The organism is Streptomyces sp. NPDC021100 (assembly GCF_044333095.1).
GTDB lineage: Bacteria > Actinomycetota > Actinomycetes > Streptomycetales > Streptomycetaceae > Streptomyces.
Genome location: NZ_JBIRQH010000006.1, coordinates 108,491 through 130,550 on the forward strand (window position 1 = coordinate 108,491; position 22,060 = coordinate 130,550).

General features: G+C 74.1%; 19 protein-coding genes. 7 read left to right on the forward strand and 12 right to left on the reverse strand.

What is annotated here, in order from left to right; all coding sequences use genetic code 11:
* Positions 1 to 189 precede the first annotated feature (189 nt).
* Positions 190 to 1,362, forward strand: a complete 1,173-nt coding sequence (locus ACH4PU_RS14320) for a UDP-N-acetylglucosamine--N-acetylmuramyl-(pentapeptide) pyrophosphoryl-undecaprenol N-acetylglucosamine transferase (protein ID WP_398271552.1) — start codon at positions 190 to 192, stop codon at positions 1,360 to 1,362.
* A gap of 11 nt (positions 1,363 to 1,373) precedes the next feature.
* On the opposite strand, the gene ACH4PU_RS14325 is transcribed toward ACH4PU_RS14320, so the two are convergent.
* Genes ACH4PU_RS14325 through ACH4PU_RS14340 form a run of 4 tightly spaced genes read right to left on the reverse strand, consistent with a single transcriptional unit; the run spans position 1,374 to position 4,963 of the window.
* On the reverse strand, positions 1,374 to 1,808 hold the full coding sequence (locus tag ACH4PU_RS14325) for a low molecular weight phosphotyrosine protein phosphatase (RefSeq protein WP_398271184.1): 435 nt from the start codon (positions 1,806 to 1,808) through the stop codon (positions 1,374 to 1,376).
* Positions 1,805 to 2,941: a DegT/DnrJ/EryC1/StrS family aminotransferase gene (locus ACH4PU_RS14330; RefSeq protein WP_398271186.1), complete on the reverse strand. Its 1,137-nt coding sequence runs from the start codon at positions 2,939 to 2,941 to the stop codon at positions 1,805 to 1,807. The genes ACH4PU_RS14325 and ACH4PU_RS14330 overlap by 4 nt, the downstream gene beginning before the upstream one ends.
* A complete protein-coding gene (locus ACH4PU_RS14335) occupies positions 2,938 to 3,945 on the reverse strand; it encodes an ATP-grasp domain-containing protein (protein ID WP_398271188.1) in 1,008 nt (335 codons plus the stop codon). Before ACH4PU_RS14335 ends, ACH4PU_RS14330 begins: the two co-directional genes overlap by 4 nt.
* Positions 3,935 to 4,963, reverse strand: a complete 1,029-nt coding sequence (locus tag ACH4PU_RS14340; protein WP_398271190.1) for a dTDP-glucose 4,6-dehydratase — start codon at positions 4,961 to 4,963, stop codon at positions 3,935 to 3,937. Before ACH4PU_RS14340 ends, ACH4PU_RS14335 begins: the two co-directional genes overlap by 11 nt.
* A gap of 215 nt (positions 4,964 to 5,178) precedes the next feature.
* Between ACH4PU_RS14340 and ACH4PU_RS14345 the strand changes: the two genes are divergently transcribed.
* Positions 5,179 to 6,450 carry a helix-turn-helix domain-containing protein gene (locus ACH4PU_RS14345; protein ID WP_398271192.1) on the forward strand — a complete coding sequence of 424 codons (1,272 nt, stop codon included), beginning with the start codon at positions 5,179 to 5,181 and terminating at the stop codon, positions 6,448 to 6,450.
* Between the two features lie 150 nt (positions 6,451 to 6,600).
* Here ACH4PU_RS14345 and ACH4PU_RS14350 read toward each other — a convergent pair whose 3' ends face one another.
* The 7 genes from ACH4PU_RS14350 to hemE all read right to left on the reverse strand — a co-directional run bounded on the left by ACH4PU_RS14350 (position 6,601) and on the right by hemE (position 14,411).
* A complete protein-coding gene (locus ACH4PU_RS14350; RefSeq protein ID WP_398271194.1) occupies positions 6,601 to 7,380 on the reverse strand; it encodes an ABC transporter permease in 780 nt (259 codons plus the stop codon).
* A gap of 2 nt (positions 7,381 to 7,382) precedes the next feature.
* Entirely contained in the window at positions 7,383 to 8,030 is a 648-nt protein-coding gene (locus ACH4PU_RS14355) for an ABC transporter ATP-binding protein (protein WP_398271196.1), read from the reverse strand.
* A gap of 181 nt (positions 8,031 to 8,211) precedes the next feature.
* Positions 8,212 to 9,195: a porphobilinogen synthase gene (gene hemB, locus ACH4PU_RS14360; protein WP_398271198.1), complete on the reverse strand. Its 984-nt coding sequence runs from the start codon at positions 9,193 to 9,195 to the stop codon at positions 8,212 to 8,214.
* Between the two features lie 215 nt (positions 9,196 to 9,410).
* Positions 9,411 to 10,301: a hydroxymethylbilane synthase gene (gene hemC / locus ACH4PU_RS14365; protein ID WP_398271554.1), complete on the reverse strand. Its 891-nt coding sequence runs from the start codon at positions 10,299 to 10,301 to the stop codon at positions 9,411 to 9,413.
* A 74-nt stretch (positions 10,302 to 10,375) separates the two neighbouring features.
* The gene (locus tag ACH4PU_RS14370) at positions 10,376 to 12,358 is read right to left on the reverse strand and encodes a hypothetical protein (protein ID WP_398271200.1); all 1,983 of its coding nucleotides are present in this window, start codon (positions 12,356 to 12,358) and stop codon (positions 10,376 to 10,378) included.
* A complete protein-coding gene (hemF, locus tag ACH4PU_RS14375) occupies positions 12,355 to 13,314 on the reverse strand; it encodes an oxygen-dependent coproporphyrinogen oxidase (protein ID WP_398271202.1) in 960 nt (319 codons plus the stop codon). Before hemF ends, ACH4PU_RS14370 begins: the two co-directional genes overlap by 4 nt.
* Positions 13,311 to 14,411 carry a uroporphyrinogen decarboxylase gene (gene hemE, locus ACH4PU_RS14380; RefSeq protein ID WP_398271204.1) on the reverse strand — a complete coding sequence of 367 codons (1,101 nt, stop codon included), beginning with the start codon at positions 14,409 to 14,411 and terminating at the stop codon, positions 13,311 to 13,313. Before hemE ends, hemF begins: the two co-directional genes overlap by 4 nt.
* A 122-nt stretch (positions 14,412 to 14,533) precedes the next feature.
* Between hemE and hemH the strand changes: the two genes are divergently transcribed.
* From hemH to ACH4PU_RS14395, 3 genes are read left to right on the forward strand one after another with little or no spacing between them, the layout of a single operon-like run.
* A complete protein-coding gene (gene hemH / locus ACH4PU_RS14385) occupies positions 14,534 to 15,673 on the forward strand; it encodes a ferrochelatase (protein ID WP_398271206.1) in 1,140 nt (379 codons plus the stop codon).
* Complete coding sequence (gene hemG, locus ACH4PU_RS14390; RefSeq protein WP_398271208.1) at positions 15,670 to 17,175, forward strand: protoporphyrinogen oxidase; 1,506 nt, start codon at positions 15,670 to 15,672, stop codon at positions 17,173 to 17,175. The genes hemH and hemG overlap by 4 nt, the downstream gene beginning before the upstream one ends.
* Positions 17,117 to 17,653, forward strand: coding sequence for an L-2-amino-thiazoline-4-carboxylic acid hydrolase (locus tag ACH4PU_RS14395; protein WP_398271210.1), 537 nt, complete (start codon positions 17,117 to 17,119; stop codon positions 17,651 to 17,653). Before hemG ends, ACH4PU_RS14395 begins: the two co-directional genes overlap by 59 nt.
* On the opposite strand, the gene ACH4PU_RS14400 is transcribed toward ACH4PU_RS14395, so the two are convergent.
* Positions 17,611 to 18,285 (reverse strand): TetR/AcrR family transcriptional regulator, encoded by a 675-nt coding sequence (locus ACH4PU_RS14400; protein WP_398271212.1) that lies wholly within the window; start codon positions 18,283 to 18,285, stop codon positions 17,611 to 17,613. The two genes, ACH4PU_RS14395 and ACH4PU_RS14400, sit on opposite strands and share 43 nt — an antisense overlap.
* 110 nt (positions 18,286 to 18,395) lie before the next feature.
* On the opposite strand from ACH4PU_RS14400, the gene ACH4PU_RS14405 reads away from it, so the two are divergent.
* Both ACH4PU_RS14405 and ACH4PU_RS14410 read left to right on the forward strand, forming a co-directional pair.
* Positions 18,396 to 20,597 carry an MMPL family transporter gene (locus ACH4PU_RS14405; protein ID WP_398271214.1) on the forward strand — a complete coding sequence of 734 codons (2,202 nt, stop codon included), beginning with the start codon at positions 18,396 to 18,398 and terminating at the stop codon, positions 20,595 to 20,597.
* A gap of 18 nt (positions 20,598 to 20,615) precedes the next feature.
* Complete coding sequence (locus tag ACH4PU_RS14410; RefSeq protein WP_398271216.1) at positions 20,616 to 21,932, forward strand: MFS transporter; 1,317 nt, start codon at positions 20,616 to 20,618, stop codon at positions 21,930 to 21,932.
* Positions 21,933 to 22,060 lie beyond the last annotated feature (128 nt).

The following is a 22,060-nucleotide window of genomic DNA, read 5'->3' on the forward strand; positions in this document are numbered from 1 at the left end:
TACGGACCACGGCCGGGTGACGGAGGGCGCGGAGGCCGCCGTCGAGACCGGCGGGCTGTTCGAACCGTCAGCAGATCGTGCACTCGCCGCGCACCGTCAGCGGGCGGGAGGAGGTCGCCGGCGAAGGCGTTCCGCCTGGCTGACGGCCCACGCTCCTCTTCGGCCGCAGCCGGTAGGGTGCGCTCCGTGATGAGCGCACACCGCCCGGCCGACGCCTTCCGTTTGATCGTGGCAGGAGGAGGGACCGGCGGCCACACGTATCCGGCACTCACTGCGATTCGCGCTCTGCAGCGGCGGTTGTGGGCCGAGGCCAGACCTCTCGACGTCCTGTGGATCGGCACGGCCGACGGCCTGGAGGCACGCGTCGCACCGGCCGCGGGAATCGCCTTCGCGACCGTGGCGACGGGGAAGATCCGCCGGTCGGGCAATCCGCTCAAGATGATGTCGGCGGCGAACATGAAGGACATGGCCAAGGTTCCGCTGGGGGTGGCTCAGGCACGGAAACTCATCGCGGACTTCCAGCCGGACGTGGTGCTCGCCACGGGCGGCTACGTCGCCGTACCGGCCGGGCTCGCCGCGAGGTTGTGCCGGCGTCCGCTCGTTCTCCACGAGCAGACCGTGCGCCTGGGCCTCGCGAACCGGAAGCTGGCGGGCTCGGCGACGCGGATCGCCGTGTCCTCGGAGTCGACGGTGCCGCTCCTCCCGGAATCGGTACGCGGCCTGGCGGTCGTGACGGGGAACCCCGTGCGGCCGGAGGTGCTGGCCGGCCACGCGGACAAGGCGGCCGAGACGCTGGGCCTCGCCGGGTTCGACCGGCGGTTGCCGACGGTGTACGTGACCGGCGGCGCTCAGGGTTCGCAGCAGATCAACGGCGTGGTGCAGGATGCGCTGCCGTGGCTGCTGGAGCGGGCGAACGTGATCCACCAGTGCGGTCCGGCGAACGTGGAGGAACTGCGGCGCCGCACCACGGCCCTGCCCGCCTCCGTGGCCGGCCGTTACCACCTGGCCGGGTTCGTCGGGCCGGAGCTGCCCGACGTCCTGGCGCTCGCCGACGTCGTCGTCTCCAGGAGCGGAGCCGGGACGCTGGCCGAGCTGACGGCGCTGGGCAAGCCCGCGGTGTTCATCCCTCTCGCGACGTCGGCCGGGAACGAGCAGGCGCACAACGCGCGGCATTTGGAGGAGTCCGGCGCGGCCGTCGCGCTCCTGGGCGAGGTGACCGGTGACCGGTTGCGGGACGCGCTCGGCCCGCTGCTCGTCGACCCCGCGCGGCGAGAGGCGATGGCGCACCGGGCTCGGGCGCACGGAAGGCCGGACGCGGCGGAAAGGGTCGTGGACGTACTCCTGTCCGCCGCCTCCGGTTGACCGGGCAGGGGTCACGGGCGGCGCCGGCCTATGTGCAGCGCCGTGGCCGCCTCGATCAGGACGGCACAGTCGTGGAACGTGTCGTCACCTCGGCCCATGGGGTCGGGTACGTCCTGGTCACCGAGGTAGAGGCGCAGTTTCCGGACGTTCGGCTCTCCGCTGATCGCCCGGAGCATGTCGAGGACGGCGCTGTCCATCACGAGGACGTCGTCGGCCCAGTCGAGCATCTCCACGGTGATCTGCTGCCCGCGGTGGCCGGTGAGGTCGTGTCCCAGCCGACGGGCGGCTTTGATCATGGATGTGTTGGCGGGCCGGCCCTGCCACTTGCCGATCAGGCCGGCGGAGCGGACCGTGACGGCTTCGCCGCCCCGGCGGGACAGGGCGAGCTGGGCGAAGGGGCTGCGGCAGTGGTTTCCCAGGCACACGGCCAGCATCCTGCGCATCATGGGCCGCCGGTGGCCTTGAGGGCACGGCCGAGAGCGGTCACGACGTGGTCGATGTCCGCGCCGGTGAGGTGCTGATGGAACGGGAGACTGAGGATCTCCTGCCCGGCCTGTTCGGTGGCCGGTAGTGGGCGCCGCCAGTCCTCGAACGCGGGCTGGAGATGGTTGGGCGGGTAGTGGACGCCCACGCCGATGCTCTGGGCACGTAGATCGGCGAACACCCGATCACGGTGCGGGACGCGAACCTGGCACAGGTGAGGCACCGACTGGTCGGGGTCGACGTCGACGAGCGTGACGCCGTCCAGCGGGGCGAGGGCGTCCCGGTAGGTGTGCCAGAGGCGGCGGCGGGTGCGTTCGGTCGTGTCGAAGTGGTCGAGCTGGGCGAGGCCGATGGCGGCGTTGATGCCTGAGAGCTGGTAGCGCAGGCCGAAGCCGTTGACGCTGTAGGTCGTGGTGTTCGCGCGCCGGCTCTGGGCCTGGACGACGCCGAGAAGCCGTAGTCGACGGGCTGTACCGGCGTCGTCGGGGGTCCGCGGGATGAGCATGCCGCCCTGACCGCAGGTGAGGTTCTTGATGGGTCCGAAGGAGAAGCACGTCACGGCGGCACCCGCCGCGCCGACGCGACGGCCGGCAAGACGGGAGCCGAACGCGTGCGCGGCGTCCTCGATGACGGCGATGTCCCGTCCGGTCAGTTCCCGGTGGACGGCCGTGAGGTCGACCGGCCGGCCCCCGAAGAGAACCGGGATGACAGCGGCTGTGCGGCTGGTGACCGCCTCCATGACGATCCGGTCGTCCACGCACAGCGTGGCAGGGTCGATGTCGACGAACCGCGGTACGGCGCCCACGGCAAGGATCGCCTGCACGGTCGCGCAGAAGGTCATCGAGGGCACGATGACTTCCCGGCCGGGGCGGACGTCGGCGGCAAGCAGGGCGGTGTGCAGGGCTGCGGTGCCGGAGGAAACGGCAACGGCGTCGGACACGCCGATGAACGCTGCGATGCGGCGCTCGAACTCCTCGGTGACGTCGGTGTGGCCGTACTGCCCGGCCGCCAGAACACGGGCGACAGCTGCGGCCTCCTGGCCGTACAGGTACGGGCCGGCGTTGCGCCGGGCGTCCGGCCGCGGAAATGACGTCATGACGGTCCCCCACTCGTTGCGGTCTTGAGCCGGGCGAGCTGGGCGATGTCGCCGTGCGCCAGGGTCTCGACGTAGGTCGTCAGGAAGACCCCGGAGCGGTAGGCGAGACGGTCGTGGTCGACGGGGAGCCCCGCGAGTCCGTTCACCATCTGGCCGACGAGGTCCGCGCCGGCTACCTCGGTCAGGGGGAAGCCGCCGGCGATGCGAAGGCTCAGTTCGGTGACCGTTACCGTGCCGTCGCCGGTGACGAACCCTTGCACGCAGCAGACGCCGCGGGCCCGGACCGCGTGCAAGGTCTCGACGACGCGTCGCCGAACGACAGGGTCCTCGAAGGTCGTGCTGACCGCGGCGAGGCCGCCTTTGACGAGGTCCCGGCGGCGGAGGATCGCCGAGGCACGGCCGTCGCGGTCGACGAGGCAGTCCGCCGTGAACTCGGTCCCGTACACCCGTTCCTGGACGAGGGCATCAGGGATCAGCTCGCACAGAAGTCGGGCGTGGTCCTGCCGGTCGACGAAGTGGACGTTCTGCGCGCCGTGCCCTCGACGGGGCTTGACGACGAGTGCCGTTCCGTCAGGGACATGGTCGATCGCTTCGGAGTGCCAGGTACGCGGTGTCGGGATACCGTGCTCGGTCAGCACGTCGTGGAACAGGATCTTGTCGATGCAGGCTTGAATCGAGTCGGCGTCGGGGAGCCACAGGTGCACGTTGGCGGCGCCCAACTCGGGCGCCATGCCGAGCAGAGGCGGGAGGTCTTTCTCGATGCCGGCCACGACCGCGTCGACGGCGAGGCCGCGGCACAGCCTGGCCATGGCGGCCGGATAGCCGGGGTCGGTGACGAGCGGGATGACGCGCGGGGTGACGTCCGGCAGGAGGAGGCCGGGGGCGAGCGGGTGCGCGTCGGTGGCGATGACGTGGTGACCGAGGCGGGAGAGGCTGCGGGTCAGCCCGAAGCCCGGGTTGGCACCGACCCCGGTGACGAGGATGCGCAGCGGCTCAGCGGACACCGGTGCCCTCCTCCGCGGGCGCGGTGACCTCGACCGTGGCGGCGGGCGCATAGGGGTTGCGCATGAGCGGCGCCCACCGGTCGGGGTTGCGCCGGTACCACTCCGCGGTGTCGGCGATGCCCTGCATGATGTCGTGGGTGGGGCTGTAGCCAAGACCGTTTGCGATCTTGTCCCAGACCATGGAGTACCGCAGGTCGTTCGAACGCCGGTCGGGAATGTAGCTGACCCGGTCCCAGCCGGCACCGCAGACTCCGAGGAGTACATCGGTGAGCTCCCTGGTGGTGAAGTCGGTGCCGCCGCCGATGTTGTAGACCTCGCCGGGAATCCCGTCGCGAAGAACGAGTTCGATGCCGGCGCAGTTGTCTTCGACGTGCAGCCAGTTGCGGACGTGCCGGCCCTGACCGTGGATGGTCACGGGCAGGCCCTGGAGGAGCCGGGTGACGAACAGGGGGATGATCTTCTCGGGGTGCTGGTACGGGCCGTAGTTGTTCGAGCTGCGGGTGACGCACACCGGTACGTCGTAGGTGTGGAAGTAGCTCAGCGCTACGAAGTCGCCGGCGGCCTTCGACGCCGCGTAGGGGACTGTGGGACGGACCGGAGCGTCTTCGTCGGCGTAGCCTTCCGGCAATGGGCCGTAGACCTCGTCCGTGGAGACGTGGACGAACTTGGTGACGCCGTGCCGTGCGGCAGCGTCCGCGAGGGTCTGGGTGCCGAGCACGTTCGTGGAGAGGAATGCGCCGGCCTCGAAGAACGAGCGGTCGACGTGGGATTCCGCGGCGAGGTGGACGACGGCCGTGTGCCGGCTCAGCAGGTCGTCCACGAGGTCGGCATCCAGGATGTTGCCGTGGACGAACCGCAGCTTCGGGCTGAGGAATGCCTCGCCCAGGTTTTCGATGTGGCCGGCGTAGGTGAGGGCGTCGAGGACGGTTACCTCGGCGATGTCGTCCGCATGCAGCAGACGCTTGACGAAGTGCGAGCCGATGAATCCGGCGCCACCGGTGACGAGCACTTTCTCCATGGTTGCCTCCGGGGAACGAACAGCGGAGCGGCTGGACACGCCGCCCGCCTTTCAGCAACACCATGGAGGCTGTCCTCTGGGACCGGGGATGGGGGCGGCGAGCCTCGGCACACGGTGTGCGGGATCGGCACAAGTCGTGCGTCCGCGCGCCCCTGTTCGCCTCCCGGCGGCGGCGCTACCGTCGGGCGTCCCGTCGGTGCACACAGGAGGTACCCATGGGCGAAAACCTCGGTGCGTTGATCCGTAGCGTCCGGTGCTACCTCAGGCTCTCGCAGACTCAGTTAGGGCAGGCGTGCGGATACTCGGCGTCGGCCATCTCCCGGATCGAGCGGAACAAGATGTGCCCGAACCCGGGCGCGCTGCGGCTCATGGCCGACAGGCTCGGCATCCCACATGAGCGACTACGCGGTGGTTCTGTGCCAGACGTGATGCAGGTCGCTACGGTGGCGGTGAGTCGGCCGTCGGACGAGGAGGATGCGGTGCGCCGCAGGAAACTACTGACCGGGGCGCTCGCCGCAGGGGCGACGGCCGTCGTCGGCGCCGAGACGGCACCGGCCGCCGCCTCACCGGGCGGCGGCCTCGACGACGCGCTCTTTCGACTGCCGCCCGCCGAGCCGATGCCGCTACCACGGCTCGCGGAGGGGGCAGCCAAAGCGCTGGCGGCTTTTCGAGCGGCCCGGTACAGCGATCTGGAACGCACGTTGCCGGGGCTGCTCGCCGCAGCGGAAGCCAGCCGTGACGCGGCGAGCGGCCGGGCCCGGGAGCAGGTGTGCGGGGTGCTGGCCCGCTCGTACGTCGTCGCCGCCGAACTGGCCGCGAAACAGCACTCCGACGTGGGCTGGGTGGCCGCCGACCGAGCGCTGTCCGCGGCCCGCGCAGGCGGGGCCCCGGTGCCGATCGGTGAGGCGACGCGGGTCCTTGCCATCACGATGCGCCGGTCCGGCCGATGGTCGTCCGCGGTGCGGCTGCTGTCCCGGGAGGCCTCGGAACTGGACATCGAACAGGACCGCACAGGTGCCGTCCGCACGACGCTGCTCCTGACCGCCGCGTACTCGGCTGCCACAGGCGGGGACCGTGGCACGGCGCTCGCGCTGCTGGAGGAGGCGGAGGAGCACGCCAGTCGGCTGCCAGGGGTGCCGGGCCTGTTCACCGTGGAGGCGAGCCAGGCACAGGTGGGCGTCTACCGGATCGGCGTGTTCAACGCGCTGGGAACGCCCGACGAGGGCGTCAAGGTCGTCACCGGGCTCGACTTCACCAGCCTGCCGACGGCTGAGCGACGGGCGCGGGCCTGGACCGACACCGCCCGCATGTGGCACGCCCTCGGTGATGGCCGGCAGACCTTCGCCGCCTTGCGACGCGTCGAACAGGAAGCGCCGCAGGAAGTACGGCGCCCGGCACTACGGGCCCTTACCTCCGATCTGATGTACGGACCTGTTCGGCTCCAGGGCTTGAGGGAATTCGCCGCTCGTACGGGGGCGCTGGCTTAGAATCCGTCGCCTGGCGGATCGCCGGCCGCACCGGCCGCCCGGTGCGCGCGTCCACCACGCCCACGGTCAGTGCCCAGGACTCCTCAGTGCTCGGTTCGCGCATCGTGCCTCCTCGCCCTGGGCCTCGCCCTGGGCCTCGCCCGTGACCGGTCACCCGTCCGGGAACGTGTTCCGGCGGTCGCGGGTGTGGAAGTGGAAGGCGAGGGCCGCCACGAGGAGCGCGCCCGCGAACCACAGGGGGCCGAGGAGAAGGTAGGGCAGCGGGATCGCGTCGCGGAAGCCGGCGGTCGTGGCGACCTGCATGGCGCCGAACGAGGGGAGGTAGCGGATGACGTCGTCATCGGCGACCGGGTTGGCGAGCGGGCTCTGCAGGCCGGCGTCGATGATGCTGGTCATGATGATCAGGAGCATGCCGGCCAGTTCGCTGCGGAGCAGGGCGCCGAGCATCACGCCCAGCCCGCCGTAGGTCAGCGCTCCACAGGCCAGGGCCAGCGCGAGCAGCCAGGGCCGCCGGGGCGCCCAGTAGAGGCAGACCGAGAACGTCGCGTACGCGCAGGTCACGGCCGCGACGACGACGAGGGCGGCGAACTTGGCGGCGATGAGGTGGCGGCGCGGGTAGCCGGCCATCGCCAGCCGCCGGTCGAAGCCGGCCGCCCTGAACGTCACCGAGAACATCATGAAGCCGACGATCAGCGTGACCGCGTTGAGGGCGCCCGTGATGTTGCCGAGGTCGTTGCCGTGCGCGGTGACCGTCCCGTGCGTGGCACGCAGCATGAAGCGCACCACGTGGCTGTCGACGACCGCGTGCCCCAGGGAGATCCACAGCGGGACGAACACGACGACGAGGACGAGGGCGAGCCGGTTGCGGACGTGTTCGAGCAGGGCGAACCGGGCCGCGGTGGAGAAGTACGTCCAGGCGGTGGGCCGCATCGTCACCCCTCCGCCGCCGGGCCGGCTCCCGGCCCGGGCCGTCTGCCGTCGGCCAGCCGGCCGTCCTCCAGCCGCCAGAGCCGGTCGAAGCGGGCGGTGTCGTAGGCGATGTGCGAGACGACGAGGAACGACCGCCCGGCGGCGCGGAGTTCACCGGCCAGCTCCCAGAAGCGCTGGTACGACTCCCAGTCGAAGCCCTGGTACGGCTCGTCGAGGAGGAGCAGCGGCGGGTCGTGCATCAGGGCGAGGACGAGGTTGAGCTTCTGCCGGGTGCCGCCGCTGAGGGCGCCGACGCGGTGGTGGCGGTAGGCGGTGAACCGCAGCGCGTCCAGCAGTTCGTGCGCGCGGCGCAGGTCGGGGAGGCGGTACGCGACGTGGAACAGCTCCAGGTGCTGGTCCACGGTGAACGCCGGGTTGAGGACCGTCTCCTGCGGGCAGTAGCCGACGGGCCCGGGGCACTCGACCGTCCCCCGGTCCGGCCGGCCCTGCCCGGCGAGGACGCGGAGCAGCGTGGTCTTCCCCGAGCCGTTCTCGCCGACGACCCCGGCCATGCATCCGGCCGGCAGGTCGAGGTCGATCCCGCGCAGTACGGGGTGGCGGCCGTACGCCTTGCGCACGCCGCGGACGCGCAGTACGGGAGCGTCAGCCACGGCCGTCCCGGGGGGCGCGCGTCGGGGGCGGGTCCGGCTGGGGCACGCGGTCTCCTCGCCCGGGCGGCGGAGCGACGACAGGGGGCCCGCCCATCCTTACCGGCGACCGCTCCCCGGCGGCGTCGCCTGCGGCGGATTCCGCCGGGAATCGCCCGATGGGCGGTGCGTCGGCCCCTCCGCGTCAGCCCATCCGGCGGGCCGCTTCCACCGCCCAGTAGGTGAGGACGACGTCGGCACCGGCCCGGCGGACGGCCGTCAGGGTTTCGGCGACGGCCCGCTCCCGGTCGATCCAGCCGCGCGCCGCCGCGGCCTCCACCATCGCGTACTCGCCGGACACCTGGTACGCGGCCACCGGGACGCGCGCGTGGTCGGCGACCGTCCGCAAGATGTCCAGGTAGCACAGGGCGGGCTTCACCATGACCAGGTCGGCGCCCTCCGCCTCGTCCAGCGCGAGCTCGCGCAGCGCCTCGGTGCGGTTGCGCGGGTCCATTTGATAGGTGGCGCGGTCGCCGCGCAGGTCGCATTCGACGGCGTCGCGGAAGGGGCCGTAGAAGGCGGAGGTGTACTTGGCGGTGTAGGCGAGGATCGCCGTCTCCTGCCGTTCCGCCGCGTCCAACGCGGCGCGGACGGCTGCGACCTGGCCGTCCATCATCCCGCTCAGCCCGACGCAGTGGGCGCCCGCCTCGGCGTGCAGCACGGCCATGGCGGCGTAGCGCTCCACGGTGGCGTCGTTGTCCACCCGGCCGTCGGGGGTCAGGACGCCGCAGTGGCCGTGGTCGGTGAACTCGTCGAGGCACACGTCGCTCATCACCACGGCCGCGTCCCCGACCTCGTCGGCCACCTCGCGCAGCGCCCGCTGCAGGATCCCGTCCGGATCGAGCGCCGCCGACCCCACGGCGTCCTTGCGCTCGGGCACGGCGAACACCATCAGCCCGCCCACCCCGGCGGCCACCGCCTCCCGCGCCGCCTTGCGGAGCGACGGCAGGGTGTGCTGCACGACGCCGGGCATGGCGGCGATCGGGGCGGGCTCGGCTATCCCCTCCTTGACGAAGAGGGGGAGGACCAACTGGGCGGGGTGCCAGCCGGTGCCGGCGACGAGGTTGCGCAGGGCGGGGGTGCGGCGGAGGCGGTGGGGACGGTGGAGGGGGGTGGGGTGGTCGGGCATGGGTCCTCCTGGTGGTCGCTGCTGTGGCGCGTTCGCGTGTGGGTCGTGGGTCGGGGGGTGTGCCCCGGTCCCACCCCTTCGCCGTTTCTCGCAGGGGCTGCGCCCCGCACCCCCCAAACCGCGCTCCGCGCGGTTGTCCTCAAGCGCCGGAGCCGCGACAAGGGGGTCCGGGGCGCAGCCCCAGGAAACGGCGAAGGGGTGGGACCGGGGCTTCCCTACCGCGCCCCGCGCTCGTACTCCTTCCGCAACCCCCGAGCCAGCTCCCGCCCCGCCGCCGCGGCGGCGACCGGATCGAGCGGAACCTCGGCCCGGCGGAAGGTCCGCCGACCGCCATCCGTCGCGGTGATGACGGCGCACAGATCGAGGACACGCCCCACCCGCCGGGCGTGCGCGCCGATCGGGGCACTGCACCCGGCCTCCAGTTCGACCAGGACGGCCCGTTCGGCGTCGACCGCCGCCCGCGTCACCGCGTCATCCAGCGAGGCGAGCAACAAGGCGACCGCCGCGTCGTCGGCCCGGCACTCGACGGCGAGAGCCCCCTGCGCGGGGGCGGGCACGATCCGGTCGGGAGCGAACAGCTCCGCCGCCTCCCCGAGTCGCCCGAGCCGCGCCAGCCCCGCCGCGGCGAGGATCACCGCGTCCAGCCGGCCGTCCCGCACCCGCCCCAGCCGGGTGTCGACGTTGCCGCGCAGCGGCACCACCGCGAGCCCGGGGCGCAGTGCGGCGAGCTGCCCGGCCCGGCGGGGCGAGCCGGTGCCGACGCGGGCTCCGGCCGGCAGCCGGGACAGCGGGCGTCCGTCGGCGGTGACGAGGGCGTCGCGCGGGTCCTCGCGGACGGGGACGGCGGCGACCGTGACGTCCGACGGCCCGGCGGTGGGCAGGTCCTTGTAGGAGTGGACGGCGAAGTCGATGTCGCCGGAGCGCAGGGCGGCGCGTACCGCCTGCACGAAGACGCCGGTGCCGCCCATGGCGGTGAGGGGCGCGCTGTTGGTGTCGCCCTCGGTGGTGATGCCGACGGTCTCCACCCGGACACCGGTGGCCCGTTCGAGGTCGCGGGCGAACGCGGACGACTGGGCCAGGGCGAGGGCGCTGCGCCGGGTGCCCATGCGGAGCGTGGCGCGCCCGACGGCGCCGCCGCGGCCCGCCGCCGCGGGGCGGTACGTGGCCGGGGTCCCCGGTGTCATGGCGTCTCCCTTCCGGCCGGTCCGGCCGCGGGGCCGGGCGGCGCGGGCTGGTCCGGCCCGCCGAACAGGTCGTGCACGACGGCCACGTAGGCGTGTCCGTCCGGCTGCGCGGCCATCTCCCGGACGCGGACGGTCGGCCGGTGGACGATCTTCTCGGCGATGCGGCGGGCGGTGCGCGCGACCTCGCCGCGTACGTGGTCGGCGAGGGCCGGGGTGCGCCCGAGCAGCCGGTCGACCTCTGCCTCGGCGATGGACAGCACGTTGTTGCGCATGGCGACGATGAGCGGGGCCACGGTGGCCAGGTGGCGGCCGGCGAGGAACGCGGCCGTCTCCTCGGCGACGATGCGCTGCGCCTCGTCCACCGGCACCCGCGCCGACGCCTCCTTCAGCCGGGCCTCCAGGCCGGCCAGGTCGACCAGCCGGACGCCGGGCTGCCGGGCGGCGGCCGGGTCCACGTTGCGCGGCAGCGAGAGGTCCACGAGGACGAGCGGATGCCCGGGCCCGCCGGCGCGGGCCGCGGCGACGAGCTCCGCGGTGATCACCGGCGTGCCGGCGCCGGTCGCGGCGACGACGAGCCCGGCGCGCCCGAGCAGCGCGGGCAGCTCGTCCAGCCCGGCGGCCCGGACCCCGTACCGCCCGGCGAGCCGCTCGGCGGCCTCCCGGCCGCGGTTGACGACGACGATCCCGCCGGTGGCGGAGGCCGCGCGTGCGGGTCCGGCCGCCCGGGTGCTCCCGGCGGAACGGGCGCTGCGCGGGGCCTCGTCGGACCCGGCGGCGGCCTCCGCCCGCCCGGCCGCCCCGGCGCTTCCGGTGAACGCGTCGGCGGCGTCGGGCTCGGCGCTTCCGGCGGTCCGGAGGGTCCCGGACGCCTCGTCGGCCCCGACCGGCCCGACGGCCCTGGTACGACCGGCGGCCCGAGCGGACCCGGCGTCACGGCCGGAGCCGGCCGCCGTGGTGGTGGTCTCCGGCCGGCCGGCGGACCCGGCGGGCACGCCGCCCGTGCCGGACCCGTCGGCGACGGCCGCACGGGACGTCCCCGGGCCCTCGGCCGTACCAAGTGGCCCAGGCGGCAGTGCGTTTCCGGCGATCCCGGCCGCGTCGGTCCGCCCGACGAACGCGTCGGCCGTGACCGGCTCGGTTCTTCCGGCGCCTCCGACCGTCCCGGACGCCACCGCTTCGGCCGCTCCGACGGGCACGTCGGGGCTCGTTCCGGCCGCGGCCGCGCCGGAGCCGTCGGCGACGGCGGCGGCACGGGACGCCTTCGTGTCCGCGACCGCCCCGAGTGGCGTGCCGGGCAGGGCACTTCCGGCGTCGGCGGGCGGCCCGGCGGCCGCCGTGCCCGGGAGCTCCCCCGCCGCCCCGGACCCGCCCCGCCGCAGCGCGGCCACCGTCAGGGAGCCGAGGGCTCCGGCGCCGACGACCACCGTCGGGTGGGCGGGGAGCGGGCCGAGGAGGTCCGTCGCCGCGTCGAGGGCCACGCCGACCAGGTCGGCGGCCGCGTGGGCGACGCCCGTGGTGGTCTCGACGCGTTTGCCGGTGCGCAGGGCGTGTTGGAAGAGGTCGTGGAGGACCGGGCCCGCCGTGCCGTGGTCGGTGGCGAGGCGGTAGGCGGCGCGGACCTGGCCGCGGATCTGGGGTTCGCCGAGTGCCATCGAGTCCAGGCCGCTGACGACGCGGAAGAGGTGCGCGACGGCGTCGGGGCCCCGGTGGGTGTAGAGCAGGGGGCGGACGTCGGCGGCGGGGGCGCCGGTGGTCTCGGCGAGGGCGCGGACGGCCTCGTCGGCGGCGCGGTCGGGCCGGTCGGATTCGAGGTAGACCTCGACGCGGTTGCAGGTGGCGAGGACGACGGTCTCGGCGGGGGCCGGCGAGCGGGCCAGCAGGCCCAGCAGCGCGGCCGCCTGGGAGTGCGTCAGCGCGAAACGTTCCAGCACCGGGTGGGCGGCGGTGTGGTGGCTCAGGCCGGTGACGAGGACGGTCATCGCGCCGCCCCGACCGTGCCGGCGGCCAGCCAGTCGCGGGGCCGCAGGAACTCGGCGAGCCGCTCCTCCTCGCTGCCGGGTTCCGGCGTGAGGTCGAAGCCCCAGGAGGCCGTGGGCGGCAGGGACATGAGGATGGCCTCGGTGTTGCCGCGGCTCTCCAGGCCGAACCGGGTGCCGCGGTCGTGGAGGAGGTTGAACTCCACGTACCGGCCCCGGCGCAGGAGCTGCCAGCGCCGTTCCCGTTCGCCGTACGGGGTGCCCATGCGGCGGCGGACTATCGGTACGTAGGCGGGGGCCAGGGCGTCCAGCCCGCGGGCGACGAAGCGGAAGGCGCGGTCCCAGCCGTCCGGCCCGCCGGGGCTCAGGTGGTCGAAGAAGATGCCGCCGACGCCGCGCGTCTCCTGCCGGTGGGGCAGGTAGAAGTAGGCGTCGCAGCTCTCCTTGGCCCGGGGGTAGAAGTCCGGGTCGTAGGCGTCGCAGCAGTCCTTCAGGGTGCGGTGCAGGTGTCGGGCGTCCTCCTCGAAGCCGTAGGAGGGCGTCATGTCGGCGCCGCCGCCGAACCACCAGACGTCCTGTCCGGCTCCGGCCGACGTCACCTCGAAGTAGCGGAAGTTGGCGTGGAAGGCGGGCACCCACGGGTTGCGCGGGTGCAGGACGGTGGACAGGCCGGTGGCGAAGAAGCCGGCGTCGGGGTCGATGTCGTGGCGGTCGGTGATGGCGCCGGGGACCCGGTCGCCGTGGACGGCCGACACGTTGACGCCGGCCCGTTCGAACACGGCGCCGCCCTCCAGGACGCGGGCCCAGCCGCCCCCGCCGCCGGGCCGCTCCCAGTCGTGGGCGGTGAACCGGGAGCGGCCGTCGCCCTCGCCCTCGCCGTCGCACTCCTCCAGGGCCCGTATCAGCGCGGCCTGCGCGTCGAGCATCAGCGCCAGCGCCTGGTCCCGTCGGGTCGTCATGCGGGCACCCCCTTTCCGTCGTCGCCGGCTGTTCCGTCCTCGGCGGCCTCCGCGTGCACGCCGACCTCCGCGCCCTCGCCCGACTCCGTGTGCCGGTCGAACCCGTGCACGACCTCGATGAGGCGCTGGACGTGCCCGACAGGCGTGTCCGGGCGGATGCCGTGACCGAGGTTGAAGATGTGCGGGCCGCCCAGGCCCTCCCGGAGCACGGCCCGTGCCCGGGCAGCCAGGGCCGCGGGGCGGTGGACGAGGACGGCCGGGTCGAGGTTGCCCTGGAGGGTCCGGCCGGGCAGCGCCCGGCGGGCGGCGGACAGCGGGGTCCGCCAGTCGACGCCGACGACCTCGGCGGGCAGCTCCGCGAACCGTTCCAGCAGGTGGTGGGCGCCGACCGCGAAGTGGATGCGCGGGACCGCGAGGTCGTCCAGGGCGGCCAGCACCCGCCGGGTGTACGGCAGCCCGAACTCCGCGTAGACGGCGGGTTCGTGGGAGCCGGCCCAGCTGTCGAAGAGCTGTACGGCCTGGACGCCTGCGGCGATCTGTGTGCGCAGGTAGTCGATGGTGACGTCGGTGAGCCGGTCCAGCAGCAGCCGGGCGGCCTCGGGTTCGGCGTGCAGCCAGACCCGGAAGCCGGCGTGGCCGTCGCCGGCGCCGCCCGCGTCCACCAGATAGGTGGCCAGGGTGAGCGGCGCCCCGGCGAAGCCGATCAGCGGCACGTGGCAGCGCTCGCGCACGGCGCGGACGGCGTCGGCGACGAAGGGCGCCGTCTCCCCGGGCTCCGGCACCCGCAGCCGGCGGACGTCGGCGAGGGTTCGCACCGGCCGGGTGATCACCGGGCCCGGGGCGAATTCGATCTCCACTCCCATGTCGGCGAGCGGCGTCATGATGTCGCTGAAAAGGATCGCCGCGTCGAGGGAAAACCGCCGCAGGGGCAGCACGGTGATCTCGGCCGCGACCTCGGGATTACGGCACATCTCCCAGAAGCCGTAGCGCTCTTTGAGTGCGTTGTATTCGGGCAGGTATCGGCCTGCCTGCCGCATGATCCATATGGGCGCCCGCCGGGTGTCCTTACCCGAGGCGGCGTCGAGGAAAATACTCATCCCGGAAGCTCAGCCCCCGTTATTCAGAGTTCCCAATTCATGCCTCGGCCAGTCTGTTAGGGGCCTTGTTTGAGTGTCAAGGGCGAGTCTAGGATCGCCCCTTGATTGGGGGTGGACGATATATGGAACATGAGAATCCGAGCCCTACCGGCGTCGTCCTGATGAACCTGGGCGGACCCCGTACGCTGCGCGAGGTCGGCCCTTTTCTGCACTCCCTGTTCAGCGACCGGGAGATCATCCAGCTCCCCGCGCAGTCCGCTCTGGGCCCGCTGATCGCCCGGTTGCGCACCCCTCGGCTGGAGAAGGTCTACGCCGGCATCGGCGGCGGCTCCCCGCTGTACGACTGGACGGTCCGTCAGGGTGAGGGGCTGGTCAAGCGGCTCGACGTACTCAGTCCGCAGACCGCGCCGCACCGCTTCTACCTGGCCTTCCGCTACACCGAGCCGAGCAGTGCGCAGGCGCTCCGCCGGATGGCGGCGGACGGGGTGCGGCGCGTCGTGGCGTTCCCGCAGTACCCGCAGTACTCGTGCTCGACCACCGGTTCCAGCCTGCACGAGCTGTGGGCGTCCGCCCGGCGGCTGCGGCTGGACGCCGCCTTCCGGTGGAGCGTCGTCGACCGGTGGTCGACGCATCCGGCGTATGTGCAGGCCATGGCGGCGAAGGTGCGCGAAGGGCTGGCCGAATTCCCGGGATCGGAGCGGGACGACGTCGTGGTGCTGTTCAGCGCGCACTCGCTTCCGCAACGCGTGATCAACAAAGGGGACCCTTATCTTCAGGAAGTGGCGGGAACCGTTCGCGATGTGATGCGGGAGCTCGGCGACCGCCAGGAGCATGTGCTGTGCTTTCAGGCCGATGTCGGCCCGGTGACATGGCAGGGACCCAACACGGAATCCGTCATTCGATCCCTCGGAAAACAGGGACGGCGCAATATCCTGATAGTGGGAATCATTTTCACCACCGACCATCTGGATACGCTGTCGGAAATAGACGTCGAGTTCGCGGAGGCCGCGGAGGAGGCCGGTGTCACGCGATTCCGGCGGGCGCCGGCGCCCAATGACGACCCGCTCTTCCTGGACGCCATGGCCCAGGTGGTCGCCGACCACCTGGCCGCCGGGGCCCCCTGCGGACCGCAGTTCGGGCTGCGCTGCGCGGGGTGCGCGGATCCGGCGTGCCGGGAGATCCTCAATCCGGTCGAGCGCGATCCGGTCGAGCGCGATCCGGACAGGAACGGGCGGGCTTCCGCCCCCGGCGCGGCGCCGTGACCGGGGGACGCCCGCGCGTCGCCGTCGTCGGCGCCGGGGTCACCGGGCTGACCGTCGCCTTCGAGCTGCTTTCCGCGCTCCCCGGCGCGGAGGTGACGGTCCTGGAGGCGGAGCCCGTCGCCGGCGGGAAGATCGCCCGCCACCGCGCGGACGGCTACACCGTCGACCTGGGCCCCAATGGCTTCCTCGACAACGGCGCCGACACCCGCACCCTGGCCGACTCGCTGGGGCTCGGCGCCCGGCTGCGGCCGGCCGCGGACGCCGCCCGCGAGCGGTTCCTGCTGCGCGGCGGCCGGCTGCTGCCGCTGCCGCTCGGCGCCGCCTCCTTCGCCGCCAGCCCGCTGCTCAGTCCCGCGGCGAAGGCCCGCGTCCTGGCCGAGCCGCTGGTCCGCCGGGCGGACGGCGAGGAGACCGTGCACGCCTTCCTCACCCGGCGGTTCGGGCCCCGGGCCGCCGCCCTGCTGGCGGCGCCGCTGGTACACGGCGTCACCTCCGGCGACCCCTGGACGACCAGCCTGGACGCGGCCTTCCCGCGGATCAGGGCGCTCGAACGCGACCGCGGCAGCCTGCTGCTGGCCGCCCTGCGCGGCCGGCTGCTCCGCGCCGCCGGCCGCGCGGGCCCGCCCCCGCGGCTGACCGGCTTCGCCGACGGCGGCATGCGGGTGCTGGTGGACGCCCTGACGCGACGGCTCGGCGAACGGCTGCGGACGGGCCGGGCGGTGACCGCCCTGCGGCCCGCACCCGGGCCGGACGGCGGCTGGCTGGCGGAGACGGCGGCCCACGAGCCGGTCCGTGCCGACCATGTCGTCGTCACCGTGCCCGCCCCCGCCGCCGCGCGGCTGCTGGCGCCGCATCTGCCGCGCGCCGCCGGGACGTTGGCGGGGCTGCGGTACGCGCCGGTGCGCGTGGTGTCCGTCGGCTACCGGCGGCGCGACCTGGCCGTCCTGCCGCGCGGCTTCGGTTACCTGACGGTGCCGCCGGAGCCCACGCGGATCCTCGGCGTCGTCCACGCGTCCGTCGTCTTCCCCGACTGCGCCCCGCCGGACGGCGTCCTGCTGCGCGCCTTCGCGGGCGGCGCCGAGGACCCCGGCTTCGCGGACCTGGACCCGGACGAGGCGGTGGCCGCGGTGCACCGCGACGTCACCGCGCTGTTCGGCCCGGCGGCGGGGCCGGAGTTCCGGCACGACCACGTCTGGCCCGAGGCGATCCCGCAGTACGCGCCGGGCCACGGCGCGCGGGTGCGCGCGCTGCTGGACGCCGTCGCCGGCGTGTCCGGCCTGCATCTGGCCGGCAGCGCGTACCACGGCGTCGCGGTCAACGAGTGCGTCCGCGACGCGCGGCGGGCGGCGTCGGAGGTACTGACCGCGCTGCGCGCGGCGCCGACGGCGGTCCCGCCCGCACCACGCCCCCACCCACCCCTCCCCCGACACGAGGAGAAGCAGCGTGACCGACACGACCCAGGCCCCCTCGGCACCGGCCGGCCCGGCCGCCGGGGGCGGTGACGGTACCGACAAGCGGGCGCAGACGCGCCGGATGCTCGGCGACCGCCTGCGCCGCTACCTCGAACTGGAGGCGGAGCGCGGGCCGGAGGAGGCGCGGGAGGTACTGCTCGACGGGTATCCCGAGCGCCAGGCGGCCCGGATGGGGCCGCTGATCGCGGGGTGTTCGCTGGCCGAGGGGTTCGGCAAGGCCCTCCCCCGGTTCGCGGCCATGGGCTTCCTGGAGGAGGCGATCGACGTCTCGACGGACGACGAGGACGTGGTCATGGAGGTGTGCCGCACCTGCATGTGCCTGACCGCGGCCGAGGACCTCGGGCTGAGCGAGCCGCGGCCCGTCCTCTGCGAGCTGGACTTCGAGGCGACCCGGCGGGCCTTCCCCGAGATGTCCGCCGGGAGCCTGCGCCGGCAGACGGACGGGCACCACGTCTGCGTCTTCCGCTACGCGCGCCCCCGCCCGGCGGCCCCGGAGGAGCCGTCCTGACACAGCCCGGACTCGACGAGCAGCAGCAGGTCGGCTGCGAGCGTCGTGACCGGCACGTCGCCCCTGAGCACCTGGCCGCGGGCGGCCGACAGGAGGTGCATCAGGAGTTCGGCGTGCCGGCCGGGGCTGACGCGCTCGTCGAAGACGCCCTCGGCCCGGCCGTTCTCCAGCACCTCGGAGAGGAGGGCGCGGAGCCGGTCGGTGTGGGCGGCCATCCGCTCCCGTATGGTGGGGCTGATGCCGAGCGCCTGCAACTGCAGGGCTCCGGACCGGCGTTCGGGCTGCGCGAAGTACTCCAGGTGCGCGGTCAGGAACGCCTCCAGCCGGGCCCGGGGGCCGTGGACGCCGTCCAGGCGCTCACGCAGCCGCCCGTAGAACCGGTCGACCTCGTCGCTCACCACCGACAGCAGGACGTGCTCGACGTCCTTGAAGTAGTTGTAGGCGGTGGCCCGGGAGACGCCGGCCCGTTCCGCGATCTTCGACATGGTGGTGCCGGCCAGGCCCTGCTCGGCCGCGATCTCCACCGCGGCCTCCCCGATGGCGGCGCGCAGTTGTTCTTTGTGCAGGGCGACCATCCGGTTCCATCCGGAACCGGAACGGCCGGCCGCCGCATCGGGTCGTTCGGTGTCCACTCACACTCCTTGGACAAGGTGTCTAAGCCTTGGCGCTTGGTCTACTATCTGGCGGGACTGTTGAGGCCCCGGAGCCGAGGGCCAGATTAGACCCCGAATGCGGTGATGCAGTGCGTAGCGAAGCGAAGGCCGGGCGTCGGAGGAGCAAGCCCAACCGGAACACCGCGCCACCGGCACCCCCCTCCTCCGTCGCCCGGCCGCGCCTGCTCCTCTGGCTGGTGGTGGCCGGCTGGCTGCTGCTGGCCGGCCTGCTCAGCCCGTTCCAGGGCAAGCTGCAGAGCGTAACGAGCAACAACGCCGCCGCCTTCCTGCCCGACTCGGCGCCGTCCGCCGAGGTGTCGCGGTTCCTCAAGGACCGCTTTCCCGACGGCGACACCCGCCCGGCCCTGGTGGTCCAGCGCCGCCCCGGCGGGCTGACCGCCGCCGACCGCGGCGCGGTGGTCGCCGAGGCCGCGCGGCTGCGTACCGTCCCCGGCACCCAGCCGCCCGTCGCCCCCTTCACCGCCGACGGCCGGCCCGTGCCCGGGCTGGTCTCGGCGGACGGCTCGGTGGCCGTGACGGTCGTCCCGGTCACCGCGACCGGCGGCAAGAAAGTCCGCGAGACCGTGGACGCGCTGCGCGACGCCCTCCACCCGCCGTCGGGCGTGACGACGGACGTCACCGGACCGGCCGGGATCAGCGCGGACGCCATCGCCATCTTCAGCGACGTCGACTTCCGGCTTCTGGCGGCGACGGCGGTCCTGGTGCTCGTCCTCCTGCTGATCGTCTACCGCTCCCCGCTGCTGGCGTTCATCCCGCTCGTCGTGGTGAGCTTCGCCTACGTCCTGGCCGCCGGCGTCGTCTACGCGCTGGCCGCGCACGCCGGGCTGCTCATCAACAGCCAGGCGACGTCGCTGATGCTGATCCTGATGTTCGGCGCCGGCACCGACTACTGCCTGCTGATGACGGCCCGTTACCAGGAGGAGCTCGCGGCGGACCCGTCCGCCGCCTGGCCCGCCCTGCGCCGCGCCGTGCGACGGGTGTGGCCCACGGTCTTCTTCAGCGGCCTGACGGTGATGGCCTCGCTGTCCGCCCTCTTCGCCGCCGACCTCGGCTCCACCCGGGTGCTCGGCCCGGTCGGCATCATCGGCACGGCGAGCGTGCTGCTCTCCACGTTCACGCTGATGCCCGCGCTGCTGGCGCTGATCGGCCCGCGCGCCCTGCTGCGCCGCGCCCGGGCCGCCGGCGATCGCCCGCGGAACGCCGGGGCGGTGGGCCGCACCTGGGAGCGCACGGCGCGGGCGGTGTTCCGCCGGCCGTGGTGGGCGACGGCCGCGACGCTGCTGTTCTTCGCCGCCGGCGCGACCGGACTGACCCGGTCCGTCGACGACATGAGCCTGCTGCACGCCTTCCGCGAGCCGACCTCGTCCGCCGACGGCTACCGGACCCTCTCCGACGCCTTCCCCGCCGGAACCGCCGCGCCCCTGACGGTCGTCGTGGAGCGCGCCGACGGCCCGCTGTCCGGCGCCGACCTCGCCGGAACCGCCGCCCGGGTGCGCTCGGTGCCGGACATCGCGTCCGTCGCGCCCCAGCCCGTCCGGTCGGAGGACGGCCGGGCGGGCCGGCTCCAGGTCGTCCTCGACACCGACCCGTACGACGCGAAGGGGCTCGACCGCGTCGCCGACGTCCGGCACGCGCTGTCCTCCGGACTCCCTTCCGGGGTACGGGCGGTGGTGGGCGGCGACCCGGCCGTACAGCTCGACACCAAGCACGCCGCCGACCGCGACCTGCGGATCCTGGTGCCGCTGATCCTGGCCATCATCATGCTGGTGCTGGTGGTGCTGCTGCGGGCGGTGGTGGCGCCGCTGTACCTGATCGCCACGGTGGTGGTGTCGTTCTTCGGGGCGCTCGGGATCTCGATGTACGTCTTCCGCGACCTGCTGGGGCAGCACGGGGTCAACCCCGTGATGCCGACGTTCGCGTTCCTCTTCCTGGTCGCGCTGGGCGTCGACTACAACATCTTCCTCATGGCGCGGGTCCGGGAGGACGCCCGCGCCCACGACACCCGCACCGCCGTGCGCACCGCCCTGCTCAGCACCGGATCGGTGATCACCAGCGCGGGTCTGGTGCTGGCGGGCACCTTCTCGATCCTGATGATCCTGCCGCTGGTGATGCTCTTCCAGCTCGGCTTCACGGTGGCGCTGGGCGTGCTGCTCGACACCGTCCTGGTGCGGGTGGTGCTGGTGCCGGCGGTCACCTGGCTGCTGGGCGAGAAGGCGTGGTGGCCCGCGCGGCGCACGGCGACGACGGTGGTTCCGGATCCGGCCGACTGACAAGGGAGTTGACCCGGCATGACCGATACCGCAGGCGCGGCGGGCGCCGGTGTGCGACGCCCCGCCGTGCCGCGCACCGCCTGGACCCGGCTCGCCGTCTACACCGCCATCGCCGCGCTGCTCCAGGCCGACGGGACGATCGTCGCCGTCGCGCTGCCGTCCGTCGGCTCGGCGTTCGACGTCTCCGCGGGCACCGCCGCGTGGCTGATGACCACGTACTTCGCGGTGTACGCCGTGGGGTTGTTCCCGGGCGGACGGCTGGTGGACCGGTTCGGTCCCGGGACGGTGGCCCTGGCCGGGCTGGCGGTGTTCTGCGCGGGCACCCTGACGGGCGCCCTCGCGGGATCGTTCGGGGTGCTCGTCGGCTCGCGGGTGCTCCAGGGCGCGGGCGCCGGGCTGGCGAGCCCGGCGGCGCTGGCCGGGGCGGTGTCGGGCTTCCCGGCGGAGCGGCGGGGCACCGCGCTGGGGATCTGGGGCGCGGCCTCGGGGCTGTCCAACCTGGTGGGTCCGCTGCTGGGCGGGGTGCTCACGGAGGTGTGGGGGTGGCGCGCCAACTGGTGGGCGCTGCTTCCGCTGGGCCTCGCGCCCGCGGTGTGCGTCCTGCGCTGGGCGCGGCTCCCGGCGGAGGCCCGCCGACCGGCGGCGGGGGCGGCGGAGTCGGGGCAGCCGCCGGTGCCGGGGGCGGTGGTACCGGGCTCCGGGGCGCCGGAGCCGGGGCCGGCGCTCCCGGGCGGGCGGCCGTCGATGGGCGCGGTACGCGGCGCGTCCGCCGTGGCCGCCCTCACCTTCGCGGTGATGATCGGCTCGTTCTACCTCGTCGAACAGTACCTCCAGCACGCGGCGGGCTACGGCGTCCTGCGGGCGGCGCTCGCCCCGATGGTGGTCGCCGTGTGCATCGGCGCGGCGGGGCCGGTGGCCGGCCGGCTCACCGACCGGTACGGCGAACGGCTCCCGGCCGCCGCCGGCTTCCTCGCCTGCGCGGCGGCCTGCGCCGCGTACGCCGTGCCCGGCACCGCGCCGCACGGCCTCTGGCTGCTCCCCGGCGGCGTCCTCCTCGGCGCGGGCCTCGGGCTGCTGTTCCCCTCGACGTCCCGGGCGGCCCTCAACTCCGTCCCCCGGGGCCTGCACGGCCGCGCCTCCTCCCACCTCTCCTTCGGCCGCCTCACCGGCGCGGCCTGCGGCACGGCGCTGGCGGGCCTGGCCTTCCACGACGGCGTCACCACCGGCCACCTCCGCACCGCCCTCACCGGCGGCGCGGCCCTGGCGGCGACGGGGGCGGTGGCGGTCCTGCGCTGGTTCCGACAAGCGCCGGCGGGCGGCGGGGCGGAGGGCTGACCGCGGCGCGGGACGGACCCCGGCGAGCCCGGAGGGCTTCCCCGCCGACCCTCGCCCCCGTCACCTCTCCGGGTGCCACGGCGCCCGCCCGGCCGGACCTGACGGCTCACCGCCGGGCACGAGCGTCG